Source organism: Cupriavidus sp. OV096 (assembly GCF_900115455.1).
In the GTDB taxonomy this organism is placed as follows: domain Bacteria; phylum Pseudomonadota; class Gammaproteobacteria; order Burkholderiales; family Burkholderiaceae; genus Cupriavidus.
Genome location: NZ_FOWM01000001.1, coordinates 118,099 through 142,285, shown reverse-complemented (window position 1 = coordinate 142,285; position 24,187 = coordinate 118,099). Strand labels below are relative to the sequence as shown.

The following is a 24,187-nucleotide window of genomic DNA, read 5'->3' as shown; positions in this document are numbered from 1 at the left end:
GTACGCGCGGCGTTCCGCTGCGAATCGGTCAGCTGCCGATGCGCTTCAAGCGCTCGTACTCATTGCGAAGTTCGTCCTGCTGGACCATGTCGGGCACGTACCTGATCAGGTCAGCGGCCAGATTCAACGCTTCCATCGACCGAGCGTTCTGCAGGTCCTCCATCACTTGGGCGAAGGTCAGAACATCGTTGTGGTCCGAGGCTGGCGCCTGTACAGGCTGCGTTGAAGTTGCGGCCTTTCCGGCCTGGAGCTTGGCCTGATACGCTTCGCGCGCGCGATCCTTGTCGGGCCCATCCGCCATTTGTGCTGCGAGCTGGCCGGCGGCGGATAGCTCCGTGCCGTTTGTGGCTGCGCCGATGGCGCCGAGCACTTCATCAAGTCCCGGATCGCCTGTCGTGACTTCGGTTGCCGGCACGTCCGTTGCCTGAGCGGAGCGGGTCTGGAGCTTGTCCTTTGCTCGACTGGCGCGGGTGGTCGACGCAGGAGAATTGGTCTTGCGGACGTCCTCAACCCTTCCCATGTCTCGCTCAGGCTGCGGCAGCGCATCTTCGAGTTCGTCCGGCGTGTAGACGCCGAGAATGACGTCAGGGCAGTACAGGCGAGACCATCGCTTCACGGCGAGGTAGGAAAGCTGTTGCTTCGGGTCTTGTCCCCAGAGAGGCGAGTTGCGCACGCCTGCCTGCGACAGGAGCAGGCGCAACTCCCTTGGGTCGGATTCGCCCCGGAAGGTCGCCCACACACGCACGCCGAGGCCTTTCTCTTCTTCGATCGACCAGTCGCGTACGATGCGCTTCTCGTCCGGGTTGTTCTTCGCAGGCACCTCTTTGAAGCGCCCAGCGATGCGGTCCCACTCGCCGAACCATTCATAGTTGATGCGCCCGGTGACGGGCGCCCGCGCCGTGATGATGGCGTTGACCAGCTGGGCCTCGTAGCCCAGCGTGCCGTTCACCAGGTGGGTCTTCTGAGCAACCGCGAAGGGGTTCATTCCCCATTGCATGGATTGCATCGTCACAGCGAAGCAATCGCCCCGGTTGCCCTGCAGGTGTCGAGGTACGGTGGCCTTGCCAGCGGCCATGATCTCGGCCACGCGGCTGATGGCCTCGATGGTGGCGGCATCCAGAACCATGGCGGCGGACGTGAGAGCATGTTGTTGCTGAGTGTCCGTGGCTGTCAGATTGCTCATGCTGCCTCCTGCTCGACCGTGGTCGCCTTCTTCGGCTTCTCGGGCTTCATATGCCGGAAGTCGACGTACGTCATCGGGTCGACGACGTACCCTTTGCGAGGGATTTCCTTGCGGCGGTAGAAGCTTCCGTCCGGAAGTCGGCCGACGGCCGCGCCGCCCATGAAGGCCGTGATGTGGTTGGTGGCGGCGTCGAGCACACTCTCATATGCCTTCACCGCCGAGGCGGCGTCCTGGCGAACCTTGTGCCAGTGCTCGAGTTCAGCTATGTCCACTTCGCTGCCGTCGGTGCCGGGATAGAGGCGCTTGAGGAGCGGGCCAGTCGTGGTGTGTTCGTAGTCCGGCGCGGGCTGGTCGTCGTTCTCGACGCGCGTCCAGAATGCGTGTTCCTGCTCGATGAGCATCTGCTCGAGTTCCGGGTCGCGGCGGACGATGTAGGTCTTCAACTTGTTGCCGCCCACGCAGGCCGCGAGGTGCCACTCGGGGTAATCGAGGACGGCCATGTAGTGAACGCACTGGAACAGGTATTCATCGGGCACCTCGTCTGTGCCTGGCTCACCCCATTCGCCGAAGCGGAAGGCCATGGCGTCAACGTTCTTGCACTCCAGACCGATGCGCTGGCCCTCGATCAACCTATCGACGTTGGCCCGCATCCACGGGTACTTCGGATGCTCAAGGATGGCATTGCGCCGGCGCACCTTGACGCCGTTGCGGCGCGCGTACTCCCGCGCGATCACTTCCTCCATGAGGTTGCCGAAACGGATGACCTCCTTGTCGTCCAGGTTCTCGGCCGCCAGCTCGCCGCGCTTTTCGAGGTACAGCTGATACGGCGTCTTGAACCGGGAGAGGCCAATGGCGGCAGCCGCATCGGAGCCACCGATGCCTTGCTGGCGTTGTTGTAGCCATTCTTCGCGTGCGTTCACGTCAGGTGCTCCTTATCAGTGGATGCGAACAACTTCGGGCTCGCCGCTGGCTAGCCAGCGGCCGGTAAGGCGGAAGCCGGCGGCACGTTGCGCACGTACCCAGGCTTCCCATGTCAAGGCGTCTTTCATGCTGAGTTCCGTTGGATGGCGGGTTGGATGACCGTGGCAGGCTCATCAATGGCCAGCGAATAGGCGATCGAGAGGAGGGCGAGTACAAACGCTGTCCAGGCGCAGCGGTTGAACCAGCGGACGTAACGACCGATGCGGGCGTTGTTGCGCGGGGTCATGCTGGCCCCGCCGCGCTTTGGCAAGTCGTCTCGCCCGCGCCGCCGGCGTTCAGTAGCAACTGCGCGTACAGCAGCACCTCAGCCTTGTTGATGGCGTCCCAGACGGTCCGCTTTTCGGCGGCCGCGAGGTAGCCGGACAGCAGTGCGGCGCCGGTCCGCTTGCGGGCCATTTCGTCGAGGAACGCCTTCTCGGCGAACGTGCCGTAGGTGGCTGATGTGTCGAGGGCGCTCATGCCGGCCCCCGCTCGGTCACGAGTTCTCTGGCGTCGGAGCGTGCGTGTGCCGAGGCCTTGGTCTCCTCGTCGGCTACCCGCTGGACGTTGCGCCCTATGATTTCGTCGAAGATCGCATGGGCGCGGACGCCCATGAGTTCGTGTGATCGACGTAGGTGTTGAGAGGGGGATTCGGCGACGAGGTAGCCGACATTGCCGGCCTTGAAGATGTCGCCTAGGTACTGCAATGCCTGGTCAGGCGGGCAGTACGGCTCGACCGCGCCGGCGCGAAGGTCGGCGGCGATCAGGTCCGCGGCTTGGATATCGTTCATCTGCGTGCATCCGTGTGAGTCGATGCGCAGAGAATATTACTTGGGTTATCGTCATGTCAATAACCACAGTTATTTATTTAGACCTTCGGGTGTAGCGGCTGCGTGCAAATTCGGCGAGCTGGATGGCATCAGCCATCGCTGAGCAACGGTCCGTGATGTAGATGCCGTCCAGGGCAATTTCGATGGAGCCATCGGAAAAATGTCGAAGTTCGATCGTGCCATCCCTCTGTTTTTTGATGGGGGGAGGGGGCGAGGCGAGCTGGACTTCGTCGGCTTCAGCTTGAGTTCGGCGAGCGCGAATTCGCCTGGTTCGGAATTTTGAAATGTCGCAGACGTTTCCCAAGAACGAACTCCCACGGGGCGGGATACGAACTGGCGCGAGACAGCGTGCAGTGCAATCCCTAGGCGTGCTCCGCGCTGAGTTCAGGTTTTTTCCGATGTCGCTCTTGTCGCTCTCATATCGGAAAAAGCTTCGAAACTTAGGGGCGAAAAAAAACCGCCCAGTGGGCGGCTTACTTTGTCTTGCGTTTCCGGGTTGGAGGCGCCTCTGTGCCTGTATCGATGTCAAAATCAGTGACGGCCCCCTCGCGCGAGATCTTCCGAATCACGGCATTCGTCGCGAAACTGCCTTGGGTCATCGCTTCCATTACTGCCGCCACCGTAGTGACCTGCTCGATAGTCAGTGCCTGCGCGGCCTGAAGCAGTCGGTCAATCGCCGCTGCCTTCGCTGGCTCCTGCGGGAGGCTGTGATCCGTTCGCTTCTGGCTGGAGTCGGACATGGGTTCGGCCCCCGATGCAAGCCATTGGGGGCGAACGCCTAAGGCGATGGCGAGCTCGACCACCTTCGAGGTCTCCGATCCTTGCTCAATCTTTCGAATCATTGGCTGTGACAGCCCTACAAGCTCGCCGAGGGCGGCTTGGCTAAGGCCCCGGGTCTTGCGCGCGTGGAGGAGTCGTTCGGCCAACGTTTTCATAGGCCGAACGATATAACCCCGGTTGTGGCTCGTCAAAGTACTAGGGTTATTGACTGATAGATAACTATAGTTATATATTGGTCGCATGGAAAAGAATCAATCTCACGAGGCGTTGCTTGAAGCCGCACGCATCGCCGGATCTCAGTCAAGGCTCACAGCCATGTGTGGGAAGAAGCAAGCGCACTTTCACAAGTGGCTGAACAGCCCACTTGGTGTGCCGGCGGAGTACTGCCCGCTGATAGAGCAGGGTACCGGCGTGACCTGCGAACGGCTGCGGCCGGATCTGGCCGGCCAGTGGCAATACCTCAGAACTAGTCTCCACGGTTGTGGAAATCCTTCGCCTGACGGCTCAGATAGGGGGGTGTCGTGAGGCTTGGCATCAAGTTCAAGGTTATTGCGATTGCGCCCGCGCCGCTTCTCTGGAACGTTTGTGGGGCGATGGAATTCAGGCGCGCCGCACGTTCGGGGCTCACCCGTTTGCCCATCGGGCGCCGATCCGCGCCTGTGAAGCCAATCCTTCATTTGATCGATCCATGACCCGCCGTCACAACGAACGCCGTAATGAGGTGAAGTCCCACGTCCGCGACCGGACCTACGACGCACTGCAGCTGTACATGCAAGTCCACGGCCAGGAGAGCGTTTCCGCGGCGGTCAACCGCATACTCGAGCAGCACCTGTTCGGCGCCGTCGGCACCTTGCCACCGCCAATGGTCGGCATCTTGCCCGCACCGCCGCGCGATGTCAGGTCCGATTCGGCCCAGTTTGGCCCAAGGAGCGCGCCATGAGCCCAACGGTGAAACACCTGGACGTGGCACTGCCGGCGCAGGCAGCGGACGAGCTCGTGGCCGAGGCCGAACGCGCCGGCGTGCCGGTGCCTGACCACCTTGGGTTCCATGTCATGCGCAGCCGCTACGGCGCTGTGCATCCCCTCGTGCTGGCCAGGGAAGCGCAGGCCGGTCTGGGACAAATTGGGACAGCCGAGGAGGGTGGCGATGCATGAGCAATTCGAGCGCGCCGCCTTCCGCTCTGGCTGGCTTGCCGCCCGCGCCGGGGCGCCGTTCGGCGAGAACCCTTTAGCGCGCGGGCCGCTGGTCCGCTTTCATCGACATTGGGGGCGGGGCTGGGCCGCGCACGTGGAGCGCGCCTGCCGCCTTGCCTTCCGACCGAAGAATTCAGATTGCCAGGAGGCGTTCCATGAATAGGACATGCGGCATCAGAGCTCAATGCGCAACCGACGCCGAGTTGGCGCAGCTGATCATCGAGCATCTGCTCAACAATCCCGTCCAGCGGTTCAGCGAGCCCATACTGGCCCGCCGCTTTGCCGTGCCAGCCTGCAAACTGCGCCGCGCCATGAAGCCCGCGGTGGCCGACGGTACCGTCGCGACGACCCTCGTCGACGGCATCCGGTTCTACCTTGCGCCGAGCGCGCCAAACCGTCCGGCGGAGCGGATCGTTGGGAAAGGCGTCCTCACGGGCTACGAGTCAGGCATTCGCCGGCTCTGCGAGCTGCGCATGGGGTTGCGCGGGGCAGGGTGGTCATTGTGACCAGGTGCAAGGCAGGAGATCTCGCCATCATCGCCCGCGACCCCTTTCAGGAGAATGTCGGCCGGGTGGTGTTGGTGATTGCGCGCGCACGGCCCATCGATGGGAATGCGGCCTGGCTTGTCGAAGCCGAAGGTGCGCCGCTTCGCGTACTCGAGATACCTTCGTTGAGAGCGACCTACAGCGGCGATGGCGAATGCTGTGACGTTGACCTGTGGCCAATCGGCAGCACCGCTGTATGCCAGCGCATGGGGGCGGAAAACTCGGCATGAGCCAGGACTTGCCCGCACCCCTCACACCGGCGGACTGCGACCTTCGCGACTTTCAGTTCATGCCGCTGGACGTGGTCCGCCTGCGCGACAGCGACCTGGTCATCCAGGCGACCGCCGAGGAGTTTCGCGCTGCCGTGATGCTCTGGTGCGCTGCATGGCATCAGATCCCGGCGGCAAGCTTGCCCGACGACGACAAGACGCTCTCCGCGCTGGCGGGATATGGCCGCGTCGTCGAGGCATGGAGAAAGGTGCGTCAGGGCGCGATGCATGGCTGGGTGCGCTGCGCTGATGGCCGGCTCTATCACCCCGTGGTGGCAGAGAAGGCGCGCGATGCTTGGGATGCGAAGCTGCGGCAGCGTTTCAAGACGGAGTGCGCCCGCATCAAAAAATACTGCCAGCGGCACAAGGTGCCATACGAGGAGCCCGACCTTGATGAGTGGGTTGAGGCCGGTTGTCCCTCGGGACAACGCGCCAATGTCCCGAGGACAAACGCGAACTGTCCCGAGGACAACGACCAAATGTCCCGAGGACAACAGGCACTTGTCCCCGAGGACATACCCCACATGTCCCCAAAAAAGCCCCCCGATGTCCCTAGGGAAATCGACTCCAAGGGACAGGGAGAGGGACAGGGACAGGGACAGTATTTAAAACAAGGCAGCGGCATAGCACCCGGCGGTGGTTGCGCGAGCGGGCCTGAGCCGCCGCCTGCCGCCGCTGCGTTTGCCGAGATTCTCGCCACCCATGGGGTCGATGCGGAGCCGGGCGACGAACGCCTGCGGCTTTGGGCGGAGGAGGGCGTGACGCCCAAGGAGCTGGCCTGTGCCATCGATGGCGCCAAGGCCAGACGCTGCACGGCACGCTCGTCGCAGCCGGTCAACGTGGGGCTGGTGGACGTGCTGCTGGCCGACGTCCTCGCCGCGCGAGACGGCACGACGCCACGCAGCAGCGGCCACGACGTCGCCTGGTGGCAGAGCGCGTCCGGCATAGCGCGGCAGGGCGAAGACCTTGGCGTCCACCAGGCTCACGACGAGCCGTTTCCGTACTTCAAGGCCCGTGTTTTCGAGGCTGCCGGGGATGGCCCATGGGTGTGGAAGGCGCGGGGCGCCACGACGATCGCGGGGCCCTCGCCGGCCGGGAGGCACTGACCATGGCATCGCAGAAACCGTCAAACCTCGTATGGGTCAAGCGCCTGATGGCCGAGTGCGAGTGGGCCCGGCGGCGATGGGTGGCCATTTTTCCCGGAATCCGAACATGGCCCGATCCAGATGTGACAAGGCTTAGCGGGCGATTCGAGCCCATTCTTCCCGAATATAAAAACCAGTGCGCCCCTCGTAGTTTTCCGACAAACCTGACAGCAGGAAGAGACCATGACAGATCAGACGAAGGAACAGGGCGCGGCAATCGCATGTCCCGCCGAACGGGAGGGCCGGTGATGGGCTGGAGCATCGGTTACGACGAAACCTGGAAACGCGACATCGGATACGGGGTGCCGGCAATCTGCGATCACCCCGACTGCAACGTGCTGATCAATCGCGGACTGGCTCACGTGTGCGGCGGCGAGCCGCACGGTGGCGAGTGGGGCTGTGGGTTGTTCTTTTGCGGCAACCACCGCTGCATGCGCCACCAGCGCTGCGAACGGTGCAGCAAAAGCCGTAAGCCGTTCCTGGCTAAGCCTGACTGCCGCGAGTGGATCGAGTGGAAGCTGTCGGACGCGAGCTGGCAGCAGTGGCGCGAGGAGAATCCGGGCGAGTTGGCAGCGTTGCAAACGGCGCTCGAGGCGAGTAGTCCGTATGTCCACGTGCCGGCAGCCACCGAGTGCAGTGCCGTCTTCGGGCGCGACTGCACATTCTGCCGGAATGCCACCACGGGCTGCGTCTTCTGCGTGCGCTGCGGTCGCAAGAAACTCGTGATTTGCGGGCAGGAGGTCAAGCAATGAGGCAGCCCAGCGACGCCAAGAATGAGCCCGACGCGCTGCTGGCGCCAGCCCGTGTCTGCTTCAGCATCCCCGGTCAGCCCGTGGCAAAAGGCCGCGCCCGCAGCGCGCCCCTGATGCGCGGCGGCAAACCGGTCTTCAACGGCAGCGGCCGGCCAGTGGTTATTCACCACACGCCGGAGAAGACGGCGAACTATGAGAACCGTGTCGCGCTGGCAGCGCAGCAGGCTATGGGTGCTCGCATGCCGTTCGCCGGCCCGATTCACCTGGTGGTGGAGATCGCGTTGACCATCCCGGCCAGCTGGTCGAAGAAGCGCCAGGCGATGGCTGAAGCAGGGCAGATTTGCGCGACCAAGAAGCCGGACGCCGACAACGTTCTCAAGGCCATCAAGGATGGGTTGAACGGCATCGTCTGGGTGGATGACTCCCAGGCGGTGGAGCTGCGCGTCAGCAAGAAATACGGCACGTCGCCAGGCGTCTATGTCGAAGCGATGGAGCTGCCGCTGGAGAGGGCTTGATGAGTGAAGTGGAACACCCGATGGACGCGATTTTCCAATACACCGAGCAGGCGCTGCATGTCTCGTTCCTGATCCTGTCGCAGCCGGCGATGGCCGATGGGCAGATGCGGCGGGCGCTGATCCGCGCCATGGAGGGTGTGTCGCACCTCACCGGCCGGCAGCAGTCGTGGTTGCAGCAGCTGCGGGGCGAGCCCGGCGCCGGGCGCATCGATTTTGGCGACCTGGACATGCTCGAGGTGCGCGGGCAATGCGCGATGATCGTGGCGGCGGTGCGCGACCGTCTGCCGAGGCCGGAGCGGGGCGCCATGCTGGCGCGCTACGGCGTAGGCGACGAGAAGACGGAGGGTGTGCGGATACTCGCTGGCTACGCACGCGTGATCTGCGGCATCCACGCCTACGAGCCAGTCCTTCACCTGATTGCGAGGCACTATGCGCCGCGCAAGACAAAGTGCGACGGCATGTCAGTGCGCGATATCGGTGACCGATGGGGCGTGAACCGGGGCAAGGTCCAGCGGGCGGCGAAATGGATGGCCACGCATTTTGTGGCGCTGGAGGCGCGGGCGGTGGAGCGGCTGGGCGCGACGTTCCGGGAGCACGGCGTGGTATCGACCGAGGCCGAGCGCGAGTGGGAAGTGGAGCGAGCCCGTTCGGCTGCCGCCAGAGCGGTGACGCTGCCCGCGCAGCTTCCGCGAAGCGCGGCGCCAGCGCACGCTTGACACCGTGTGACAAACGAACTACATTTTTGCCATAGTCGCAGTAGCTGTATCCAAAGCCCGCCATCGAGCGGGCTTTCGCACGTCCGGCCTACGAAAAGGAGTCGAGATGGCGAGGAGCAAGCGAAAAACGGCGATTAGAGGGGTGACTACTGCGGAAAGCGAGGCGGCCGACAAGGCGGCCTGGCACCGGCGGTGGCGTCGGGGCGAGAAGCAGCGGCTGAATGCTGATCCCAATTCTGACCCGATTGGCCACCTTGGATACTCCAACAAGTGGATGATGGAGAAGGATGGGAAGCGCTACTTCCACGATGTGCCATCATCCGTGATGAGAAAGTAAAAGCCCGCTGAGCGAAAGCCAGCGGGCTTTTTTGTTTCCCAGTTTGGTCCGTGCGGGCCGGGCCGAGCGGTAAGGCAGCGGCCCTCCAAGCCGCCTGGACCGATTCGAATCCGGTAGCCCGCTCCAGCCTCGGGAGGTCGTATGGCAAAGCCAGATGTCTCGTTCAGACCGGTTGCGGAACTTGCGCCCTACGCGCGCAACGCACGGACTCATTCGGCGGCCCAGATCGAGCAACTGGCGGACAGCATCCGCGAGTTCGGGTGGACGCTGCCGGTGCTGGCTGACCGGGATGGAATTGTCGCCGGCCACGCACGCGTGCAGGCGGCGAAGCTGCTCTATGACGCGGGTGAGGCCATCCGGCTGCCCAGCGGTGGCGAGATCCCAGCCGGCACCGTGCCCGTCATCGATTGCACCGGCTGGACGACTGCCCAGCGGCGCGCATACATCCTGGCCGACAACCGGCTGGCTGAGAACGCTTCGTGGGACACGGAGCTGCTGGCCGGCGAGTTGTCGGCGCTAATGGACATTGGCTTCGATGTGGATCTGCTGGGCTTCGATGAGGACGAGCTGAAGGCGATGCGCCCGGATATTGGAGCGCAGGCGGAAGAGGATGACGTGCCGCCGGCTCCCGCAAAGCCAGTGTGCCAGCCAGGTGACCTGTGGCAGCTCGGCAGTCACCGATTGCTCTGTGGCGATGCATTGGACAGGGCAGCCATGCGGATGCTGCTGGACGGCACCCGTGCGGATCTGGTTGTGACCGACCCGCCGTACAACGTCGGCTACGAAGGTAAGACGGCCGAGCGCCTGCACATCGAGAACGATGCCATGTCCGGTGACGCCTTTCGGCGCTTCCTGCTGGCGGCGTACCAGAACCTCGCGGCCTGTGCCCGGCCTGGCGCGGGTGTCTACGTGTTCCACGCCGATGCCGAGGGCATCGCCTTTCGAGCCGCGTTTGCCGCAGCGGGCCTGAAGCTGGCCCAATGCTGCGTCTGGGTGAAGCAATCCTTCGTGCTGGGACGGAACGACTACCACTGGCAGCACGAACCCGTCCTCTACGGCTGGAAGCCGGGTGCCGCGCACTGCTGGCACGGCGACCGGGCGCAATCCACTGTGTGGGCGTTCGACAGGCCGAGCCGTAGCGAGGAGCATCCGACGATGAAGCCGGTGGCACTCCTTGAATATCTCATCGGCAATAGTTCGCGGGTCGGCGACGTCGTACTCGACCCCTTTGGCGGGTCGGGTTCCACGCTAATCGCCTGTGAGCAGACAGGCCGGCGTGCATACCTGATGGAGATCGATCCGCGCTACTGCGATGTCATCCTCAGGCGATGGACCGCCGTGACGGGTGACAATGCTCGCCTGGCCGATGGCCGGTCGTTCGAAGACGTTGCGGTGGCACGTGCCGCTGGCGTGGCCGAACCGAAGATGGATGCCGCGGCAGTACAGCGCAGATCGGTGTCTGATGCGCTGCGCGCGTGGGTCAGTCGGCACGTCAGAGGAAGGTGAGCGAGTCAAATGGCAGGCAGGAAACCCTTCGAGCCTACGGAGAAGCAGCGCGTTACCGTTGCCGCTATGGCCGCCTGCGGCACTCCGCAGGACATGATCTGCAGCAAGATCAAGAATCCGCAGACGGGCAGGCCGGTGGATGTAAAGACTCTCCGTGCAGCATTCCGCGCCGAGCTGAAGGACTCCAAGGCGCTAGCCACCGCGATGGTTGCGCAGAACCTGTTTCAGCACGCCATGGGCAAGGATCAAAAGGCGGTCACTGCGGCGATCTTCTGGATGAAGTGCCAGGCGGGGTGGAAGGAAGGGTCCAAGCTTGAACTCACCGGTAAGGACGGCGGGCCGCTGCAAAGTGTGTCTATGACGAAGGACGAGTTTCGGGAGATCGCCCGGGATCTGCTCGACGAGGTGTAGGTGATGCGTGAGTACTCGGCGGCCGAGCGGGTGGCGGCGGCCGAGCTGGCGCGCGAGGACCTTTACTTCTACACGCGCTGGATGTTCTATCAGCGCCGCCGCTTCAAATGGAAGCGCGGGCCGCACCACAAGACCATCTGCGACGCGCTGACCAGGGTGTTCCGGGGGCGGTGCCGGCGGCTGATCATCAACGTGGCGCCGCGGTACTCGAAAACCGAGCTGGCCGTGCCGAACTTCGTCTCGTGGGCGATGGGGCATTTCCCGGACGCAGAGTTCATCCACACGTCATACGGGGCCAAGCTGGCGGGCAAAAATGCCTTGGCGACGCGCGAAATGCTCGCGCACCCGGCCTACGGCGAGATCTTCGGCGGAACCTGCCTGGACCCATCGTCGTCAGCTCGCGACGACTGGAAGACGACCGCTGGCGGCGTGATGTACGCCACTGGCTCCAGCGGGCCCATTACAGGCTTCGGCGCCGGTAAGCAGCGTGACGGCTTCGGCGGCGCGATCATCATCGACGACCCGCACAAGCCCGACGAAGCCGAAAGCGAGCCGGTTCGCGAGGGCGTGATCGAGTGGTTCCAGAACACGCTGGAGTCGCGCACCAACACGCCGGACACGCCGATCATCCTGATCATGCAGCGCCTGCACGAGCGGGACCTGGCCGGCTGGCTGCTGGGCGGCGGCAATGGCGAGGCGTGGGAGCATGTCTGCATCCCCGCGCGCAATGAGGACGGCACGCCGCTCTGGCCGGAGAAGCATTCGGCTGCCGACCTGGCCCGGATGGAAGACGCGAACCCCTATGTGTTCGCCGGCCAGTACATGCAGGCGCCGGCCCCGCGCGACGGCGGCGTGTTCAAGCCGAGCAGGATCGAGATCGTTGATGCGCTGCCGGCGGGGCTGGAGTTCGTGCGGGGCTGGGATCTGGCCGCGACCAAAGGCGGCGGCGACTGGACCGCCGGCCCACTGCTTGGCCGCAGCCCGGACGGCATCCTGTGGATTGCGGACGTCCAGCGCGAACGCGGCGGGCCGGACGACGTCGAGCGGCTTCTGGTCAATACGGCACGGCGCGACGGGCCGCGGATCATGCAGTCGATCCCGCAGGACCCCGGCCAGGCCGGCAAGGCGCAGGCCAGCTATCTGAGCAAGAAGCTGTTTGGCACGTCGTTCGCCTTTTCCACGGAGAGCGGGGACAAGGCCACGCGGGCCGCGCCATTCGCCGCCCAAGTGAACGTCGGCAACGTCCGCATGCTGCGCGCCTCGTGGAACGATGCACTAATTGGTGAGATGCGCATGTTCCCGAATGGCGCCTTCGACGACCAGGTGGACGGACTGTCCCGAGCGTTCAATAGCTTGGGCGACAACATTGCCAGGGCGAGGGCGCTGGCAAGCTGACGAGACCGCATGAGACTAGATGGATACGAATCCGCGGTGCTGGGGCGCCATGCCCGCGCGGGGCTCATGCCGCCGCAGTCGGTCATCGAGCTCTACGCCACCGGCGGCCTGTACGCACGCGTGGTGGACTTGCCGGCGGACAAGGCGGTGTCTCGGGGCGTGCAGATCGTTGGAGACGATGAGAAGGTTGTCGCCAATGAGCTGGATCGCTTGAAAGTGCTGCCGGCCCTGGCCGACGGCATGCGTTGGGCGCGGCTGAGCGGCGGCGCGGCCATCGTGGTGATTGCAGATGATGGCGGCCTGCTTCGGACACCGCTGCGTACTGCAGCGTTGAACCGCATCGAGGAACTGAAGGTCTTCGACCTGGACGACATCAGCGCTACAGATCGGCGCTACATCGACCCGACGAAGCCCAACTTCGGCATGCCGGAGGTGTATCGCGTGCGCACACAGGCGTCGGGTGTGGCCGATGCGGAGTTTCTGGTCCATGAGAGCCGCTTGATTCCCGTGCCTGGCGACCCGCTGCCCCGCCGCATCGCTGCCATCAAGGGCGTACCTTGGGCCGGCCGCAGCGCAGCGCGGCGCCCTTACCAGATCATCAACGACTACTTGCAGTCCCTGCGTTGGTCCTTGGGCATCCTAGAGCGCAAGCAGCAGGCGGTCTACGGGATGAAAGGTCTGGCGGACCTGATCAAGGCGCAGCTAGAGGAATTGGCGCAGAAGCGCATCGCCCTTGTCGACTCCGCCCGGAACATCCTGAACACTGTTGCTATCGACAGCGAGGACGAATACCGCATCGAAGACACGAGCGTGGCCGGAGTGCGCGAAATCGTGGGCGAGTTCCAGATTGCGCTCTCCGCCGAGACCGGAATACCGGTGACGGTGCTCTATGGTCGCTCGCCTGCCGGGCAGAACGCCACAGGCGAGGCCGATTTCGACACCCTGCATGACCTGGTCGAGGGCCTGCAGAAGAGCAAGGCTACGCCTGCGCTGGAGCGGCTCGTGGCGCTGATCCTGGCACAGAAGACCATTGGGCGCGCGCCGAAGCAGTGGTCGATCGTCTGGCCATCACTGGACACGCCGACGGCCAAGGAAGGCGCGGATATCAGCAAGACCACCGCTGATGCCCAGGCGGCGGAGGCGAATGCGCTGGGCACGCTGGTGGACCGCGGCGTGCTGAGCGAAGAAGAGGCGAAAGACTACCTCACCGCCGAGGGCAAGTATGGACTCGATGCCGAACAAGACAGTCGCCAGGCAGCCACGCAGTACGCCGCGCAAGCCTAAGAAGTGGCTGTATCCCGCGGCGATTGAACGGGAGTATGTTCGGTTCGTGAAGGGCTACGCGTCGCGGATTATCGCGGCAGTAGACCGGCATGTCATGCCGGCGCTCGGCGCCGCGCGGGCCGATGACCTGAGGCAGCCGCCAGAGGATGACCGTTGGTACACCGCGATGGAAGTTGCCTTCGCTGAGGCCGTGGCCGCGGCCGTACTCTCGGAGGCGGTGTTGCAGTCGGTCATTACGATGTTTGGCGAGCGGATGGATCGCTTCAATTCTCGCCAGTTTCACGAGACGCTTCGGTCCGCCTACGGCGTGGACATCTTCGTCACGGAGCCAGGTCTAGCGCCGCTCATGCGGGTCTGGGAGGCGGAAAATCTGCGCCTGATCAGGTCCATTCCGAGCCAGTACGTCGAGCAGCTGCAGGGCAGGATCGTAGCCGCCGTCCAGCGGGGCGAAACCGTGCGAAGCCTCACGAAGCTCATCCGTGAGACGTACAACCTTCCGATGAACCGGGCCGAGCTGATCGCCCGGGACCAGATCGGCAAGCTGAATGGCCGCCTGACGGCGTACCGGCAGCAGAACGTCGGCATCAAGGAATACCGCTGGCGCGGCACGTTGGACGAGCGCGAGCGCGACGAGCACGTGGAACGTGAGGGCGAGACGTTCTCATGGGACAAACCGCCGCCGGACGGCCATCCGGGCCAGCCGATCCGGTGCCGATGCTGGCCCGAGGCAGTCCTGCCATCGCTAGACGACCTGGACGCCTTGATTGTGCATTGAGGACACCCAATGGAAATGCGATTCGACACCTCGCCGCTGAAGGCCACGAGCACGGCGGAGGGCTTTCTGCAGGACAGCCCCGTGCTGACCCGCGTCGGGGTGTTTCCCTACCGACGGGCGGATGGGTCGACGCGGTACGAGCTGCGGCCGCCGGAAGAGGTGTTCCACCCCGAGACACTCGCCAGCCTGAAAGGAAAGCCCATCACCGACGGCCATCCCGGCCTCGTGACGGCGCGCAATGCCAAGGCGCACACCGTCGGCGCGGTGCTGTCGGAGGGCCGGCAGGACGGCGAGGACACGCGCGGCGACGTGATCGTGCACGACACGACGCCGGTTGCGCAGGGGAAGAAGGACCTGTCCTGCGGCTACACGCTGGATCTCGACGAGACCCCCGGGGTGTGGAACGGCCAGCGTTACGACGCCGTGCAACGGCACATCAGGTACAACCACCTGGCCCTCGTGCGCGCTGGCAGGGCCGGTAATGCCCGCCTGAATCTGGATGCGGCGGATGCCGATTTGAGCAACGATGAGGAAAGCAACATGACGACTGTCAAAGTGCGGCTTGACTCGGGCCTGTCCTACGACGCCGCGCCCGAGGTAGCCCAGGAACTGGAGGCGCTGCGCGCCAAGGCGGCCGTGGAGACCAAGCGGGCCGACACCGAGCAGGCGCGCGCCGATTCGGAGAAGTCGCGCGCCGACGAGGCAGCCGGCAAGATCGAGCAGGCGCGCAAGGACGGGGAAGCCGCCGCGCTGGCGCGTCTCAAGCTGGAGGGCGATGCGAAGACCATGGGCGTGGAGCTGAAGCAGGACATGGCTGACAAGGACATCCGCGTCGCCGTCATCAAGGCGGTGCGTGGCGATGCCTTCGACGTCGCCGGCAAGTCGGACGCCTATATCGAGGTGGCCTACGACATGGCCGTGGCCGAGAAGGGCCGGCGGGCCGATTCCATCGGCCAGCAGCGCCGCGACATGCAACCGAGCATGAAGCAGGACGGCAAGGACGAGGGCGGCGGCAATGCCGGCGCCAACCAGTCTGCCGCCGCCGCACGCGTGCGGATGATCAGCAATATGAACGGAGGCCAGTGACATCATGTACGAAGACCAAATGGACCCGGCCTTCCCGGGCATGAAGGTGGACTCGCGGGACGACCTCGTCGAGTCTTTCCCGGTCGGCGCCGACCTGCCCTTTGGGCTGGTTTGCGGCCTGCAGGCTGATGGTCTGCTGGGGCCGGGTGGCGGCATCATCAGGCTTTGCGGCATTTCGCTGCATACGCACACGGTTTCCTATAACGCCAGCAAGTATGTCAGGACGGACTGCGCCTCGGTAATCCGGCGCGGCATGGTATGGGCGCGCGCAACGCCAGGCGGGACGGTGACGGTGAATTACCCCGTCAGCTTCGATGCCGACGGTACCGTCTCCGATGGCGGCGCGACGCGGCTGGCCAACGCGGTATTCCGCACCCCAAAGATCACGCTGCGCAACGGCACCCAGGTCGTCCGCGTGGAACTGCACAACCCGCTTACTGCCTGAGCGCGCGCTGAACTTCACGACAGCGACGGACCGCATCGAGCGGGCCGTTTTTCAATCTCCATGAGGGAATATGGACCGACACACCCACTACGACGAAGCCGACCTGGCCGCCGTGCAGACGTTCGCCCCGCAGATGGGCGGGATGCGCGAGGACGAGTCGCTGTACGCCGCGCGCGAGCTGGACTACGTCAAGTCTCGCACCTACGACCGCAAGCTGCCGCCGATGAAAGGGCTGCTGCTGGTGCCGCAGTCCACGGAAGTGCCCGAATGGGCGGAGACGTTCACCTACCGCTACTACGATCAGGTGGGCATGGCCAAGATCGTCGCGAACTACGCCGATGACCTGCCGCGCGCCGATGTGATGGGCGCCGAGAAGACCGTGCGCGTGAAGGACATTGGCGACAGCTACGGCTATAGCATCCCGGAAATCCGTGCCGCGCTGGCCAACCGGTCGAATCTGCCGACGAGGAAGGCCAGCGCCGCGCGGCGCGCGGTGGACGTCAAGCTGAACCAGATCGCCATGGTCGGTGACCGGCCATACGGCCTCTACGGCCTGACCAACCATCCGAACATCGGCCTGACGGTGCTGCCGAACGGCAACTGGTCCACTCCGGCCACGACCGCCGACCAGATCCTGGCGGACTGCGACGCCATGTATGACGCGGTGCGGCTCCAGTCGAAGGGGGTCCACACGCCGAACTACTTTGCACTGCCCAGCGCGCAGCACTCGCTGCTGTTCTCGAAGCGGCTGCCCGATGGCATCGGCAAGACGGTCGGCGAGTTCTTCAAGGGCAAGCATCCCGGGCTGACGATCGAGGAGGTGGCGGAACTGGCCACGGCATCGAATACCCATGGCCCGCTGGCGGTGATGTACGAGCGCAGCGAGGACAACCTGAGCATGGAGAACCCCATGCCGTTCTACCAACTGCCGGCGCAAGCCCGCAACCTCGAGCTGGTGGTGCCGTGTCTCGCCCGTACCGCGGGCGTGACGGTGTACTACCCGCTGGCGCTCACCAAGTCGGAGGGTCTGTGATATGTGGGTCAAGAACACCGAGGCGTTCGTGGTGAACATCGGCGGCACGCTGGTGATTCCGCCGCTCGGCAAGGCCGAGGTCGATGAGCGGCACGGGGGCATTGCTCGGCTGCTCAGGCAGGGCGTGCTGACGGCTACCGAGGCCGACGAAGTCGACGAAGCGGATGACGGTCAGCCCGGCGATCAGGGCCCGCAGACGGTGGTCAAACTGAAGCAGGCGCTTGACGATCTCCAGATCGGGTATCCGGATAACGCCCGGAAGCCGGAGCTGCAGGCGCTGTACGAGCAGGCGTTGTACGAACAGGCAAAGGGGCAGTGAGCGTGGCGGCCACCGTGGGCCTGTTGGACTTCCTGGCGCCGGCGGTTGCCGATGCGGCGGACGAGGACAAGAAAGCTGCGCTCGTGCTGGCCGCTGCCTATCGCCCGTGGTGCCTGCCGGAGGGCAAGCAGGACGAGGCGCACGCCTGGTACGCCGCGTGGCTGCTGTACCAGCGCAAGCAGCAGGCCGCGGCGGCCGCCACCGTCGGCGTGATACCGGCCGGCATTGCCAGCGAGAAGGAAGGGGACCTGGCGCGTTCGTACCGGGCCGGCCGTACAGCGGGCGAGGCGGTGGACGATCCGATGGGGTTTTATGCGCAATACGAGCGCCTGGCCGCCCTGTGCGGCTATGGCGCCATCACCGTTGCGAGGCCGGTCTATGGCTGTGCGTGTCAAGGCTATTGACCGGGGTCTGCTGGAGTACGCAAGCAAGATGGGCAAACTGGCCGGTCAGGGGGTCAAGGTCGGCATCCAGGCGGATGCCGGCAAGGATCCCGACAGCGGTGTTGACGTGCTCGATATCGCCATCTTCAACGAACTCGGCACCGAGACGATCCCCGCGCGTCCCTTCGTGCGGGACTTCTTCGACAAGAACCGTAAGGTGCTGGCGACGGCAATGGGCCGGCAGGCGGAGGCGGTGGGGAACGGTGCCAGCCTGCAGGCAGCCATGGACGCGCTGGGTCTCTGGGTCGAGAAGCACCAGAAGGCCCACGTGCAGCAGTCGCCGCGCTGGGCGGTCCCGAACGCGCCATCGACCGTCGCCCGTAAGGGCAGCAGCACGCCGTTGATCGACGATGGCGTGATGCTGGGCGCCATCCGCCATCAAAGGCTGAAATGAGCAGCTTCCGCAAACCGGTGCAGATCCGTCGCTGCGCGGCGGGCCAGTGGGTGAATGGCCGCTGGGTCGACGGTGCGGACGAGGCCCTTGTGACCATTCAAGCGTCGGTACAGCCCATGAGCCTGACTGACTATCACCAGATGCAGGCACTGCTGGAGGGACGGCGCGTGGAGGCGGGAGTGCGGATCTACACCGATGCCGTGCTCAACGTTGCAGGCGCGGGCGACCGGAATGGGGACCGCCTCATCTGGCCCTTCGGCCCTCGGCCTGGCGACTACCTCGTGGTGCAGTCCAGCCCCTGGCAGTCCGGCATCATCCCGCACTACCGATACCGCGCGGTGCTGGAGGTGGAGCCGTGACGCCGGGAGCCGTGACGTCGGAAGAGGCCATCTTTGCGCTGATCAGCCGCTTTGCGGGGCTGCCGGTGGTGTTCGCCAATGAAAACGGTCCTCGTCCGCCAAAGCCATACATCCAGCTGCGCGTGCAAGCCGCCCAGCAGTTTCCCCTGCACCGGGGCGCCGTGGACGATGCGGGTGAGCAGCCCGTCACGGCCCACCGCGACGCATCGGTGGAGCTTCAGTGCTTCGGCCAGGGTGCCTATGACGCACTGGACACCCTCGCGCAGCGGCTCAGGATGGACGACGCGCTGGCCGAGGCCGAAGCGCTCGACCTCGCCGTGTTCGACATCGGCAAGGTCAGCCAGCTGCCCGTTTTGCGCGATGCGTCAACCTACGAGCCGCGCGGGGTGCTGGAGCTAGGTATCCGCTATGCCGTGACGCTGGTGCAGAGCGTTGGCGTCATCGAGAAGCTCACCATCAACAGCAAGCTGGTCAATGGCGCAGTCCGCGTGCTGCCCTTTGACCTGTCCGTGCCGTAGTACGTCCGAAACCCATGCCACGAGCCGCCCCCGGGCGGCTCTCTTCATTTCTGGAGCCGCTATGGCCAATATCGACCGCATCGTCAACGTCCAGATCAGCCTCAACACCACGGCGGTTCGGGAGAAATCGTTCTCCGATCTCCTGATCTTCGGTCCCCACCTGATGTCGCCGAGCCGCGTGCAGGTCGTGACGGGCGTGGACGACCTGCCCGACCTGTGGAAGTACTCCCCAGACATCTACATCGCCGTCCGCGACGCGTTCGCGCAGATTCCCACGCTCAACCGGGTGTTCATCGGCCGCCGGCAGGTGAGTTCAACCGAGGTCATTTTGCGCGAGGCGCCCGCCGGCACTACCTATTCGCTTGTCATTGGCACTTTGTCGCCAGACGGCTATGAAGTGTCATATCCGGTCACGGTCACTGCTGATCCGGAAGGCGATCCGCAGGACACTGCGGCGGCGCTTGCCGGTGCAATCAATGCGACTGCCGCACCCGTCACCGCAACGGCTGCTTTTAAGTACGAAAACAATGGAACGCTGCAGATCGCAGGGGACTCGCCAGGCGCGGTGTTCAGCCTGAAAGTGGGCGACAGGTTATCGCTCGGCGTGCAGACGTGGACCGAACCCGCCACCGATGCGCTGCGCGCGATCAGCGCGGAGAACAGCGACTGGTACGGCGTGGTGTGCGCCACGCGGGACAGCCAGGCCGACATCATCGGCACGGCGGAGTGGGTCGAGACAAACGAGAAGCTGTTTGTTGTGTCGTCGAAGGACGCGGGCGTGCTCAGTTCGTCCAGTGGGACGGATATCGCCAGCGTGCTGCAGCAGCGGCAGTTCTTTCGGACTGCGTTGTATTTCCACCAGAAGGCGGACGCGGAGTGCACCGAATCGGCTGTCTCGGCGAACCGGTTCACGTTCTACCCCGGCGCCGAGACGTGGGCGAACGTGCGCCTTGCCGGCATCACCTACGACAACCTCAAGGAAGGTGAGGCGATCACGGCGCACCGGAAGAACGCCAACACCTTCGAGCCCTTCCGCAACTTCGCCATCACGCAGAACGGCAGGGTGGCGGCTGGTGAATGGATTGACGTGATCCGCTTCCGCGACTGGCTGGCCGAGCAGATCAAGGTCAACGTGATGTCGGTGCTTGTGAACCTGAAGAACAACAAGGGCAAGGTGCCTTACACCGACGGCGGCATTGCCATCGTCACCACGGCAGTGCGGCAGGCGCTGGACCTTGGCGTGACCCGTGGCGGGATCGCGCCGGAGGAAGTGGACGACGAGATGCGCGTCATTCCTTCCTACGTCATCACGGCGCCCCGCGCAGCCAACGTCTCGTCCAACGACAAGGCCAACCGCGTTCTGAACGATATCGGCTTCACCGCCCGGCTGGCCGGCGCCATCCACGCAGTGACCATCAAGGGCAACCTGACCTATGCCATGTAATTGGAGCCAGGCATGACGACACACACTTACGACCCGGCGCGCGTCAACGTCACTGTGGCCGGCGCGACGCTGAGCGGCTTTGCAGAGGACAGCTTTCTGAGCATCGAAGAGCAGGGCGATGGCGTGACGTCGGTCAGCGGCGCCGACGGCGAAGTGGCCCGGGCGATGTCCAGCGACCGCCGCTGTAAGGTGACCATCAAGCTGCTGCATACGAGCGCGAGCAATGACGTGCTCTCGGCGCTGCTGCTGGCTGACCGCCTGAGCGGAGGGAGCGGTATTTTTCCGATGGCCGTGGCGGACTTGCGCGGCAGGACGCTCTTCACGTCGTCGGAGGCATGGGTGGTCAAGTCCGCCAATGCCGAATTCGGCAAGGAAGTCAGCGAGCGCGAGTGGGAGATCCACACAGGAAAGGGCAGCTACTTCGTGGGGGGCAATAGCTGATGGAACCGCGACGACACCAGGTCACGATTGGCGATGTGGATTTCTACATCGCCCGCTTCGATCCGTTCACCGCGCTGCGGATCTTCGGCGATCTCCAGAAGGAGATCCTGCCGTCGGTGGGCCACCTCATGCAGGCGGCCTTCGGCGAGGACGACAAGGGCCGGTCGCTTGACCAGCGGGCACTGGACGCAGCGGCGGACGGCGCGCTGGTGGAGGGGTTCCGCGAGCTGTCCGGGAAACTGGATGGCGCCTCGCTCGAGTCGTGGGCCAACCGGCTGCTCGATCACGAATGCATCACGGCATCGATCAACGGCCAGGACGCGAAGCTGACGCGGGAGGTCCGTCTGATGGCATTCCGTGATGCTGGTGACATCCTTGAACTCATGTTCCACGTCATCCGCCACAACTTCGCGGATTTTTTGGTGCGCTGGGCCGGCCGTATTGGACCGGCCCGAGGGCTGATGGCAAAGCTGTCGGCAGATTCCGACCGGACTTCGAAGCCGAACTGATGATCTGGCGCGTGGTGCGCGCGGGCTGGGTCCATATCGATGCCGTCAGGGCAGGTCACGTGGATATCGTGGATCTGCTGAAGGCAAACGCGGTGTTGGACGCCATGGAAGCGGCGGAAGCGGCGGCCATCAAGGAAGCACAGGAGAGGCGATGAGCGCGATTCGGGAACTGGTTACCGTGCTGCGGTACGAGGTGAACAACTCGGGTCTGCGGCAGTACGTCACGGGCTTTCGCAATGTCATGGGGCGGCTGCGGGCCGGGGCGCGCAACGTGCGCGAGATCGGCGTGGGGTTCATGGAGGGCGCCCGGCTCGGGGTGCAAGACGTTCTCGTCCGGCAGCGCGCCCTGAACGCTGCGCAGGCCAAAGGCGCGGCTTCCGTCGAAAGAATGGGGCAGGGCTACCGCAGCATCGCAAACGCTGCCAGATCCCTTGTCGCAGGTCTGTCGGCGGTGTCGGCAGCCCGCATTGCGGACGAATGGTCGAGCGTGGAGGCGCGTGTGGGCCTCGTGACATCCGGGGTGGAAGAGCAGAAGACCTCCCTGGAGGAGATCTACACGATCGCGCAGCGCACGCGGCAGGAGTACACCGCGACCGGTGAACTATTTCAGAAGATCCAGCGCAATGCAAAGGATCTTCACCTGGATACGACCGACTCGCTCCAGTTGACGGAAATCATCGGCAAGGCGATGGGTATCGGTGGTGGCAGCGCGGGCGCACAGCAGGCGGCGCTGACGCAGCTTGGCCAAGCATTGGGCGCTGGCGTGCTGCGCGGCGACGAGCTTAATTCCATTATCGAGCAGGCGCCGCGGCTCGCGCAGGCGATTGCCGAGGCGTTCGGTGTTTCGGTTGGCCAGCTGAAGGAACTCGGCGAACAGGGGAAGCTGACCAGCAACGTCCTGGCGAAAGGCCTCCTCAAGCAGGCCGGCAAGATAAACGCCGAGTTCGAGCGTATGCCCAAGACGTTTGGCGGGGCGATGGTGGTCCTAAAAAACGCTTTGGGCCGCGAGGTCGACGCGTTTAACCGGGCCACGGATGCTTCCCGGAGGTTCGCCGCGGCGGCCGAACTGGTTGCCGCGAATCTGCGGGAGGTGCTGAAGACACTGGCGCTCATCGGCGTGAGCTATGCCATCACGCGGCTCCAGGCGGCCATGGTCCGGCTCCGTGCAGTGTCCCTGGCCGCGCTGTTGCCGTTCCTTCGCATGGCCGCGGTGCTCGGCACCTTGTACCTGATCGGACAGGACGTTTGGGGCTGGTTGAACGGCTGGGACTCGGTCACCGGCGGCGTCCTTGGCGATGCGAAGGAGTGGCAGAAGACGCTGGACAAGATCAGGGGCGTCATCCACTGGATAAAGGACGCGTTTGGTGGTGCGGAGGAGACCATCGGACCATGGATCGCGAAGGTCGCGTTGTTCGGGGCCATGCTCTACGGGGTAGTGGTCCCGCTGGTGGCCATCTTCAAGCTGCTCTTAAGCATAGTGGCCCTCGCGGGCTTGCCGGCGGTACTTATCGCTCTCGCTGTTGCTGCATTGATCGCGCTGGGCGTCTACATCTACAGGCACTGGGACGAACTCAAGGCTTCGGCCAAGGAAGCCTGGAAGGCCATCAAGGACGCCGCCGGCGAGGCCTGGGACAAGGCCACCGACGCAATGGGCGAGTACTACGACAGGGCGATCGACTGGATCAAGGGCATCGGCAAAGCCATCACGGACTGGATTGTCGACAAGCTGTCCAGCATCCCCATCCCGGACTGGCTCAAGCGCGCAGCGAACTGGGCTAACCTGGCCTTGGGCGGCGGTACGGCCATTGCCACGCCCGGCCAGGTGCAGGCGCCCGGCTCGCAGGTGCGCAACGGTGGCGCCACCAGCGTTAGCCAGAGCATCGTGGTGCACGCCGCCAACGCCAACCCGGCCGCCGTGGCGGATGCCACGCAGGTCGCCGGCAAGCGGATGATGGCCGACTACCAGCGCGGCTTCGGCGGCATGGTGCCCGCGATGGAGGCCATGCCATGAGCTTCACGTCACTGGTCTTCCACCATGGCACCGGCAGGACGAGCGTGGGGGCGATCCTGCTGGACGCGCTGGTCGAAGAGAGCACGAAGCTGTCCAGCCGGGCGACGTCCTATGTGGTGGAGGACGGCGCGCCGATCTCCGATCACGTGGTGTCCGAGGCCGAGCAGCTGTCGCTGTCGGGCTGGGTCACCGCGGCGGACACGGTGCTGTTCGGCGGGGCCGGGCGCAGCAAGCTCATCGCGACGAAGGATGCACTGCGGGCCATCCACAAGGAGCGCCTGCCCGTGGTCGTCTCCACCGGCCTCGACACCTACACCGACATGGTGATGGAGTCCTGCCAGATCAGCCGCAGCGCCAAAGGCGAGTTCTTCAACGTCGAATGCGACTTCAGGAAGATCCGCAAGGCAACGCTGCGGCATGCCGACATCCCGCCCGAGAAGGTGAAAGGTGGCAAGGGCGGCAAGGCCAAGGGCAAGGCGGGGGCGACGAAGACCAACGCTGGCAAGGCAGGCACCAAGCCGGGGACCGAGAAGCAGAAGACGGACTGGAAGAAGATCATGGACATCATCATGGGACGGGGGAAGTAGC

The 24,187-nt window shown here is 64.6% G+C and carries 34 protein-coding genes and 1 tRNA gene; 28 read left to right on the top strand and 7 right to left on the bottom strand.

Annotated features, from left to right (window positions below; genetic code table 11):
• Positions 1–28: 28 nt before the first annotated feature.
• The 7 genes from BM115_RS27545 to BM115_RS00670 all read right to left on the bottom strand — a co-directional run bounded on the left by BM115_RS27545 (position 29) and on the right by BM115_RS00670 (position 3,908).
• The gene (locus BM115_RS27545) at positions 29–1,183 is read right to left on the bottom strand and encodes a RecT family recombinase (RefSeq protein WP_092289538.1); all 1,155 of its coding nucleotides are present in this window, start codon (positions 1,181–1,183) and stop codon (positions 29–31) included.
• Entirely contained in the window at positions 1,180–2,103 is a 924-nt protein-coding gene (locus tag BM115_RS00685; RefSeq protein ID WP_092289536.1) for a YqaJ viral recombinase family nuclease, read from the bottom strand. Before BM115_RS00685 ends, BM115_RS27545 begins: the two co-directional genes overlap by 4 nt.
• A gap of 125 nt (positions 2,104–2,228) precedes the next feature.
• Positions 2,229–2,390 carry a hypothetical protein gene (locus BM115_RS27235; RefSeq protein WP_177219827.1) on the bottom strand — a complete coding sequence of 54 codons (162 nt, stop codon included), beginning with the start codon at positions 2,388–2,390 and terminating at the stop codon, positions 2,229–2,231.
• Complete coding sequence (locus BM115_RS00680; protein WP_092289534.1) at positions 2,387–2,623, bottom strand: hypothetical protein; 237 nt, start codon at positions 2,621–2,623, stop codon at positions 2,387–2,389. Before BM115_RS00680 ends, BM115_RS27235 begins: the two co-directional genes overlap by 4 nt.
• The gene (locus BM115_RS00675; protein WP_092289532.1) at positions 2,620–2,934 is read right to left on the bottom strand and encodes a hypothetical protein; all 315 of its coding nucleotides are present in this window, start codon (positions 2,932–2,934) and stop codon (positions 2,620–2,622) included. The genes BM115_RS00680 and BM115_RS00675 overlap by 4 nt, the downstream gene beginning before the upstream one ends.
• Before the next feature lie 73 nt (positions 2,935–3,007).
• The gene (locus BM115_RS26995) at positions 3,008–3,277 is read right to left on the bottom strand and encodes a hypothetical protein (protein WP_143093834.1); all 270 of its coding nucleotides are present in this window, start codon (positions 3,275–3,277) and stop codon (positions 3,008–3,010) included.
• Positions 3,278–3,446: 169 nt separating this feature from the next.
• The gene (locus tag BM115_RS00670; RefSeq protein ID WP_092289530.1) at positions 3,447–3,908 is read right to left on the bottom strand and encodes a helix-turn-helix domain-containing protein; all 462 of its coding nucleotides are present in this window, start codon (positions 3,906–3,908) and stop codon (positions 3,447–3,449) included.
• Positions 3,909–3,993: 85 nt separating this feature from the next.
• Between BM115_RS00670 and BM115_RS27565 the strand changes: the two genes are divergently transcribed.
• From BM115_RS27565 to BM115_RS00530, 28 genes are all read left to right on the top strand, one after another.
• Positions 3,994–4,278: a YdaS family helix-turn-helix protein gene (locus BM115_RS27565; protein ID WP_092289528.1), complete on the top strand. Its 285-nt coding sequence runs from the start codon at positions 3,994–3,996 to the stop codon at positions 4,276–4,278.
• Between the two features lie 163 nt (positions 4,279–4,441).
• Complete coding sequence (locus tag BM115_RS00660; protein WP_177219826.1) at positions 4,442–4,693, top strand: hypothetical protein; 252 nt, start codon at positions 4,442–4,444, stop codon at positions 4,691–4,693.
• On the top strand, positions 4,690–4,908 hold the full coding sequence (locus BM115_RS00655; protein WP_092289527.1) for a hypothetical protein: 219 nt from the start codon (positions 4,690–4,692) through the stop codon (positions 4,906–4,908). The genes BM115_RS00660 and BM115_RS00655 overlap by 4 nt, the downstream gene beginning before the upstream one ends.
• 242 nt (positions 4,909–5,150) lie before the next feature.
• The gene (locus BM115_RS00650; RefSeq protein WP_143093833.1) at positions 5,151–5,453 is read left to right on the top strand and encodes a hypothetical protein; all 303 of its coding nucleotides are present in this window, start codon (positions 5,151–5,153) and stop codon (positions 5,451–5,453) included.
• Positions 5,454–5,718: 265 nt separating this feature from the next.
• Entirely contained in the window at positions 5,719–6,867 is a 1,149-nt protein-coding gene (locus BM115_RS00645) for a DUF1376 domain-containing protein (RefSeq protein WP_092289523.1), read from the top strand.
• Between the two features lie 287 nt (positions 6,868–7,154).
• Positions 7,155–7,658 (top strand): hypothetical protein, encoded by a 504-nt coding sequence (locus tag BM115_RS00640; protein WP_177219824.1) that lies wholly within the window; start codon positions 7,155–7,157, stop codon positions 7,656–7,658.
• Positions 7,655–8,173, top strand: a complete 519-nt coding sequence (locus BM115_RS00635) for a RusA family crossover junction endodeoxyribonuclease (RefSeq protein WP_092289522.1) — start codon at positions 7,655–7,657, stop codon at positions 8,171–8,173. Before BM115_RS00640 ends, BM115_RS00635 begins: the two co-directional genes overlap by 4 nt.
• Positions 8,173–8,889: a hypothetical protein gene (locus tag BM115_RS00630; RefSeq protein WP_092289520.1), complete on the top strand. Its 717-nt coding sequence runs from the start codon at positions 8,173–8,175 to the stop codon at positions 8,887–8,889. The genes BM115_RS00635 and BM115_RS00630 overlap by 1 nt, the downstream gene beginning before the upstream one ends.
• A gap of 389 nt (positions 8,890–9,278) precedes the next feature.
• Positions 9,279–9,352: transfer RNA gene (locus BM115_RS00620), tRNA-Gly, on the top strand.
• A 15-nt stretch (positions 9,353–9,367) separates the two neighbouring features.
• Positions 9,368–10,732 (top strand): site-specific DNA-methyltransferase, encoded by a 1,365-nt coding sequence (locus BM115_RS00615; protein ID WP_092289517.1) that lies wholly within the window; start codon positions 9,368–9,370, stop codon positions 10,730–10,732.
• A 9-nt stretch (positions 10,733–10,741) separates the two neighbouring features.
• Entirely contained in the window at positions 10,742–11,143 is a 402-nt protein-coding gene (locus BM115_RS00610; protein ID WP_092289515.1) for a hypothetical protein, read from the top strand.
• A 3-nt stretch (positions 11,144–11,146) separates the two neighbouring features.
• Positions 11,147–12,538 (top strand): phage terminase large subunit, encoded by a 1,392-nt coding sequence (gene terL / locus BM115_RS00605; protein ID WP_092289513.1) that lies wholly within the window; start codon positions 11,147–11,149, stop codon positions 12,536–12,538.
• Between the two features lie 9 nt (positions 12,539–12,547).
• Positions 12,548–13,822, top strand: coding sequence for a phage portal protein (locus BM115_RS00600; protein ID WP_092289511.1), 1,275 nt, complete (start codon positions 12,548–12,550; stop codon positions 13,820–13,822).
• A complete protein-coding gene (locus BM115_RS00595) occupies positions 13,761–14,597 on the top strand; it encodes a phage head morphogenesis protein (protein ID WP_092289509.1) in 837 nt (278 codons plus the stop codon). The genes BM115_RS00600 and BM115_RS00595 overlap by 62 nt, the downstream gene beginning before the upstream one ends.
• A 9-nt stretch (positions 14,598–14,606) precedes the next feature.
• A complete protein-coding gene (locus BM115_RS00590; protein ID WP_092289507.1) occupies positions 14,607–15,683 on the top strand; it encodes a DUF2213 domain-containing protein in 1,077 nt (358 codons plus the stop codon).
• Between the two features lie 19 nt (positions 15,684–15,702).
• Positions 15,703–16,128 (top strand): structural cement protein Gp24, encoded by a 426-nt coding sequence (locus BM115_RS00585; protein WP_255370652.1) that lies wholly within the window; start codon positions 15,703–15,705, stop codon positions 16,126–16,128.
• 70 nt (positions 16,129–16,198) lie between these two features.
• Entirely contained in the window at positions 16,199–17,161 is a 963-nt protein-coding gene (locus tag BM115_RS00580; protein WP_092289503.1) for a DUF2184 domain-containing protein, read from the top strand.
• 1 nt (position 17,162) lies between these two features.
• Positions 17,163–17,480, top strand: coding sequence for a hypothetical protein (locus BM115_RS00575; protein WP_092289501.1), 318 nt, complete (start codon positions 17,163–17,165; stop codon positions 17,478–17,480).
• 14 nt (positions 17,481–17,494) lie between these two features.
• A complete protein-coding gene (locus BM115_RS00570) occupies positions 17,495–17,884 on the top strand; it encodes a DUF4054 domain-containing protein (protein ID WP_255370651.1) in 390 nt (129 codons plus the stop codon).
• 28 nt (positions 17,885–17,912) lie between these two features.
• Positions 17,913–18,317, top strand: coding sequence for a hypothetical protein (locus tag BM115_RS00565; RefSeq protein WP_255370650.1), 405 nt, complete (start codon positions 17,913–17,915; stop codon positions 18,315–18,317).
• Positions 18,318–18,433: 116 nt separating this feature from the next.
• Positions 18,434–18,676, top strand: coding sequence for a hypothetical protein (locus BM115_RS00560; protein ID WP_255370649.1), 243 nt, complete (start codon positions 18,434–18,436; stop codon positions 18,674–18,676).
• Positions 18,673–19,194 carry a phage neck terminator protein gene (locus BM115_RS00555; protein ID WP_255370648.1) on the top strand — a complete coding sequence of 174 codons (522 nt, stop codon included), beginning with the start codon at positions 18,673–18,675 and terminating at the stop codon, positions 19,192–19,194. Before BM115_RS00560 ends, BM115_RS00555 begins: the two co-directional genes overlap by 4 nt.
• A 61-nt stretch (positions 19,195–19,255) precedes the next feature.
• Positions 19,256–20,638, top strand: a complete 1,383-nt coding sequence (locus tag BM115_RS00550) for a DUF3383 family protein (RefSeq protein ID WP_092289498.1) — start codon at positions 19,256–19,258, stop codon at positions 20,636–20,638.
• Positions 20,639–20,650: 12 nt separating this feature from the next.
• Complete coding sequence (locus tag BM115_RS00545) at positions 20,651–21,079, top strand: phage structural protein (RefSeq protein WP_092289496.1); 429 nt, start codon at positions 20,651–20,653, stop codon at positions 21,077–21,079.
• Entirely contained in the window at positions 21,079–21,588 is a 510-nt protein-coding gene (locus BM115_RS00540) for a phage tail assembly chaperone (RefSeq protein ID WP_092289494.1), read from the top strand. The genes BM115_RS00545 and BM115_RS00540 overlap by 1 nt, the downstream gene beginning before the upstream one ends.
• Positions 21,588–21,743, top strand: coding sequence for a hypothetical protein (locus tag BM115_RS27230; RefSeq protein ID WP_177219823.1), 156 nt, complete (start codon positions 21,588–21,590; stop codon positions 21,741–21,743). Before BM115_RS00540 ends, BM115_RS27230 begins: the two co-directional genes overlap by 1 nt.
• Entirely contained in the window at positions 21,740–23,599 is a 1,860-nt protein-coding gene (locus BM115_RS00535; protein WP_092289492.1) for a tape measure protein, read from the top strand. Before BM115_RS27230 ends, BM115_RS00535 begins: the two co-directional genes overlap by 4 nt.
• Positions 23,596–24,186, top strand: coding sequence for a phage baseplate protein (locus BM115_RS00530; RefSeq protein WP_092289490.1), 591 nt, complete (start codon positions 23,596–23,598; stop codon positions 24,184–24,186). Before BM115_RS00535 ends, BM115_RS00530 begins: the two co-directional genes overlap by 4 nt.
• Position 24,187: the final 1 nt, after the last annotated feature.

Excerpts from the sequence above, each read along its gene's own strand:
- BM115_RS27545 (WP_092289538.1), bottom strand. The coding sequence starts at position 1,183 with ATGAGCAATCTGACAGCCACGGACACTCAGCAACAACATGCTCTCACG.
- BM115_RS27235 (WP_177219827.1), bottom strand. The coding sequence starts at position 2,390 with ATGACCCCGCGCAACAACGCCCGCATCGGTCGTTACGTCCGCTGGTTC.
- BM115_RS00680 (WP_092289534.1), bottom strand. The coding sequence starts at position 2,623 with ATGAGCGCCCTCGACACATCAGCCACCTACGGCACGTTCGCCGAGAAG.
- BM115_RS00675 (WP_092289532.1), bottom strand. The coding sequence starts at position 2,934 with ATGAACGATATCCAAGCCGCGGACCTGATCGCCGCCGACCTTCGCGCC.
- BM115_RS00670 (WP_092289530.1), bottom strand. The coding sequence starts at position 3,908 with ATGAAAACGTTGGCCGAACGACTCCTCCACGCGCGCAAGACCCGGGGC.
- BM115_RS27565 (WP_092289528.1), top strand. The coding sequence starts at position 3,994 with ATGGAAAAGAATCAATCTCACGAGGCGTTGCTTGAAGCCGCACGCATC.
- BM115_RS00660 (WP_177219826.1), top strand. The coding sequence starts at position 4,442 with ATGACCCGCCGTCACAACGAACGCCGTAATGAGGTGAAGTCCCACGTC.
- BM115_RS00655 (WP_092289527.1), top strand. The coding sequence starts at position 4,690 with ATGAGCCCAACGGTGAAACACCTGGACGTGGCACTGCCGGCGCAGGCA.
- BM115_RS00645 (WP_092289523.1), top strand. The coding sequence starts at position 5,719 with ATGAGCCAGGACTTGCCCGCACCCCTCACACCGGCGGACTGCGACCTT.
- BM115_RS00640 (WP_177219824.1), top strand. The coding sequence starts at position 7,155 with ATGGGCTGGAGCATCGGTTACGACGAAACCTGGAAACGCGACATCGGA.
- BM115_RS00635 (WP_092289522.1), top strand. The coding sequence starts at position 7,655 with ATGAGGCAGCCCAGCGACGCCAAGAATGAGCCCGACGCGCTGCTGGCG.
- BM115_RS00630 (WP_092289520.1), top strand. The coding sequence starts at position 8,173 with ATGAGTGAAGTGGAACACCCGATGGACGCGATTTTCCAATACACCGAG.
- BM115_RS00615 (WP_092289517.1), top strand. The coding sequence starts at position 9,368 with ATGGCAAAGCCAGATGTCTCGTTCAGACCGGTTGCGGAACTTGCGCCC.
- BM115_RS00610 (WP_092289515.1), top strand. The coding sequence starts at position 10,742 with ATGGCAGGCAGGAAACCCTTCGAGCCTACGGAGAAGCAGCGCGTTACC.
- terL (WP_092289513.1), top strand. The coding sequence starts at position 11,147 with ATGCGTGAGTACTCGGCGGCCGAGCGGGTGGCGGCGGCCGAGCTGGCG.
- BM115_RS00600 (WP_092289511.1), top strand. The coding sequence starts at position 12,548 with ATGAGACTAGATGGATACGAATCCGCGGTGCTGGGGCGCCATGCCCGC.
- BM115_RS00595 (WP_092289509.1), top strand. The coding sequence starts at position 13,761 with ATGGACTCGATGCCGAACAAGACAGTCGCCAGGCAGCCACGCAGTACG.
- BM115_RS00590 (WP_092289507.1), top strand. The coding sequence starts at position 14,607 with ATGGAAATGCGATTCGACACCTCGCCGCTGAAGGCCACGAGCACGGCG.
- BM115_RS00585 (WP_255370652.1), top strand. The coding sequence starts at position 15,703 with ATGGACCCGGCCTTCCCGGGCATGAAGGTGGACTCGCGGGACGACCTC.
- BM115_RS00580 (WP_092289503.1), top strand. The coding sequence starts at position 16,199 with ATGGACCGACACACCCACTACGACGAAGCCGACCTGGCCGCCGTGCAG.
- BM115_RS00575 (WP_092289501.1), top strand. The coding sequence starts at position 17,163 with ATGTGGGTCAAGAACACCGAGGCGTTCGTGGTGAACATCGGCGGCACG.
- BM115_RS00565 (WP_255370650.1), top strand. The coding sequence starts at position 17,913 with ATGGGCAAACTGGCCGGTCAGGGGGTCAAGGTCGGCATCCAGGCGGAT.
- BM115_RS00560 (WP_255370649.1), top strand. The coding sequence starts at position 18,434 with ATGAGCCTGACTGACTATCACCAGATGCAGGCACTGCTGGAGGGACGG.
- BM115_RS00550 (WP_092289498.1), top strand. The coding sequence starts at position 19,256 with ATGGCCAATATCGACCGCATCGTCAACGTCCAGATCAGCCTCAACACC.
- BM115_RS00545 (WP_092289496.1), top strand. The coding sequence starts at position 20,651 with ATGACGACACACACTTACGACCCGGCGCGCGTCAACGTCACTGTGGCC.
- BM115_RS00540 (WP_092289494.1), top strand. The coding sequence starts at position 21,079 with ATGGAACCGCGACGACACCAGGTCACGATTGGCGATGTGGATTTCTAC.
- BM115_RS27230 (WP_177219823.1), top strand. The coding sequence starts at position 21,588 with ATGATCTGGCGCGTGGTGCGCGCGGGCTGGGTCCATATCGATGCCGTC.
- BM115_RS00535 (WP_092289492.1), top strand. The coding sequence starts at position 21,740 with ATGAGCGCGATTCGGGAACTGGTTACCGTGCTGCGGTACGAGGTGAAC.
- BM115_RS00530 (WP_092289490.1), top strand. The coding sequence starts at position 23,596 with ATGAGCTTCACGTCACTGGTCTTCCACCATGGCACCGGCAGGACGAGC.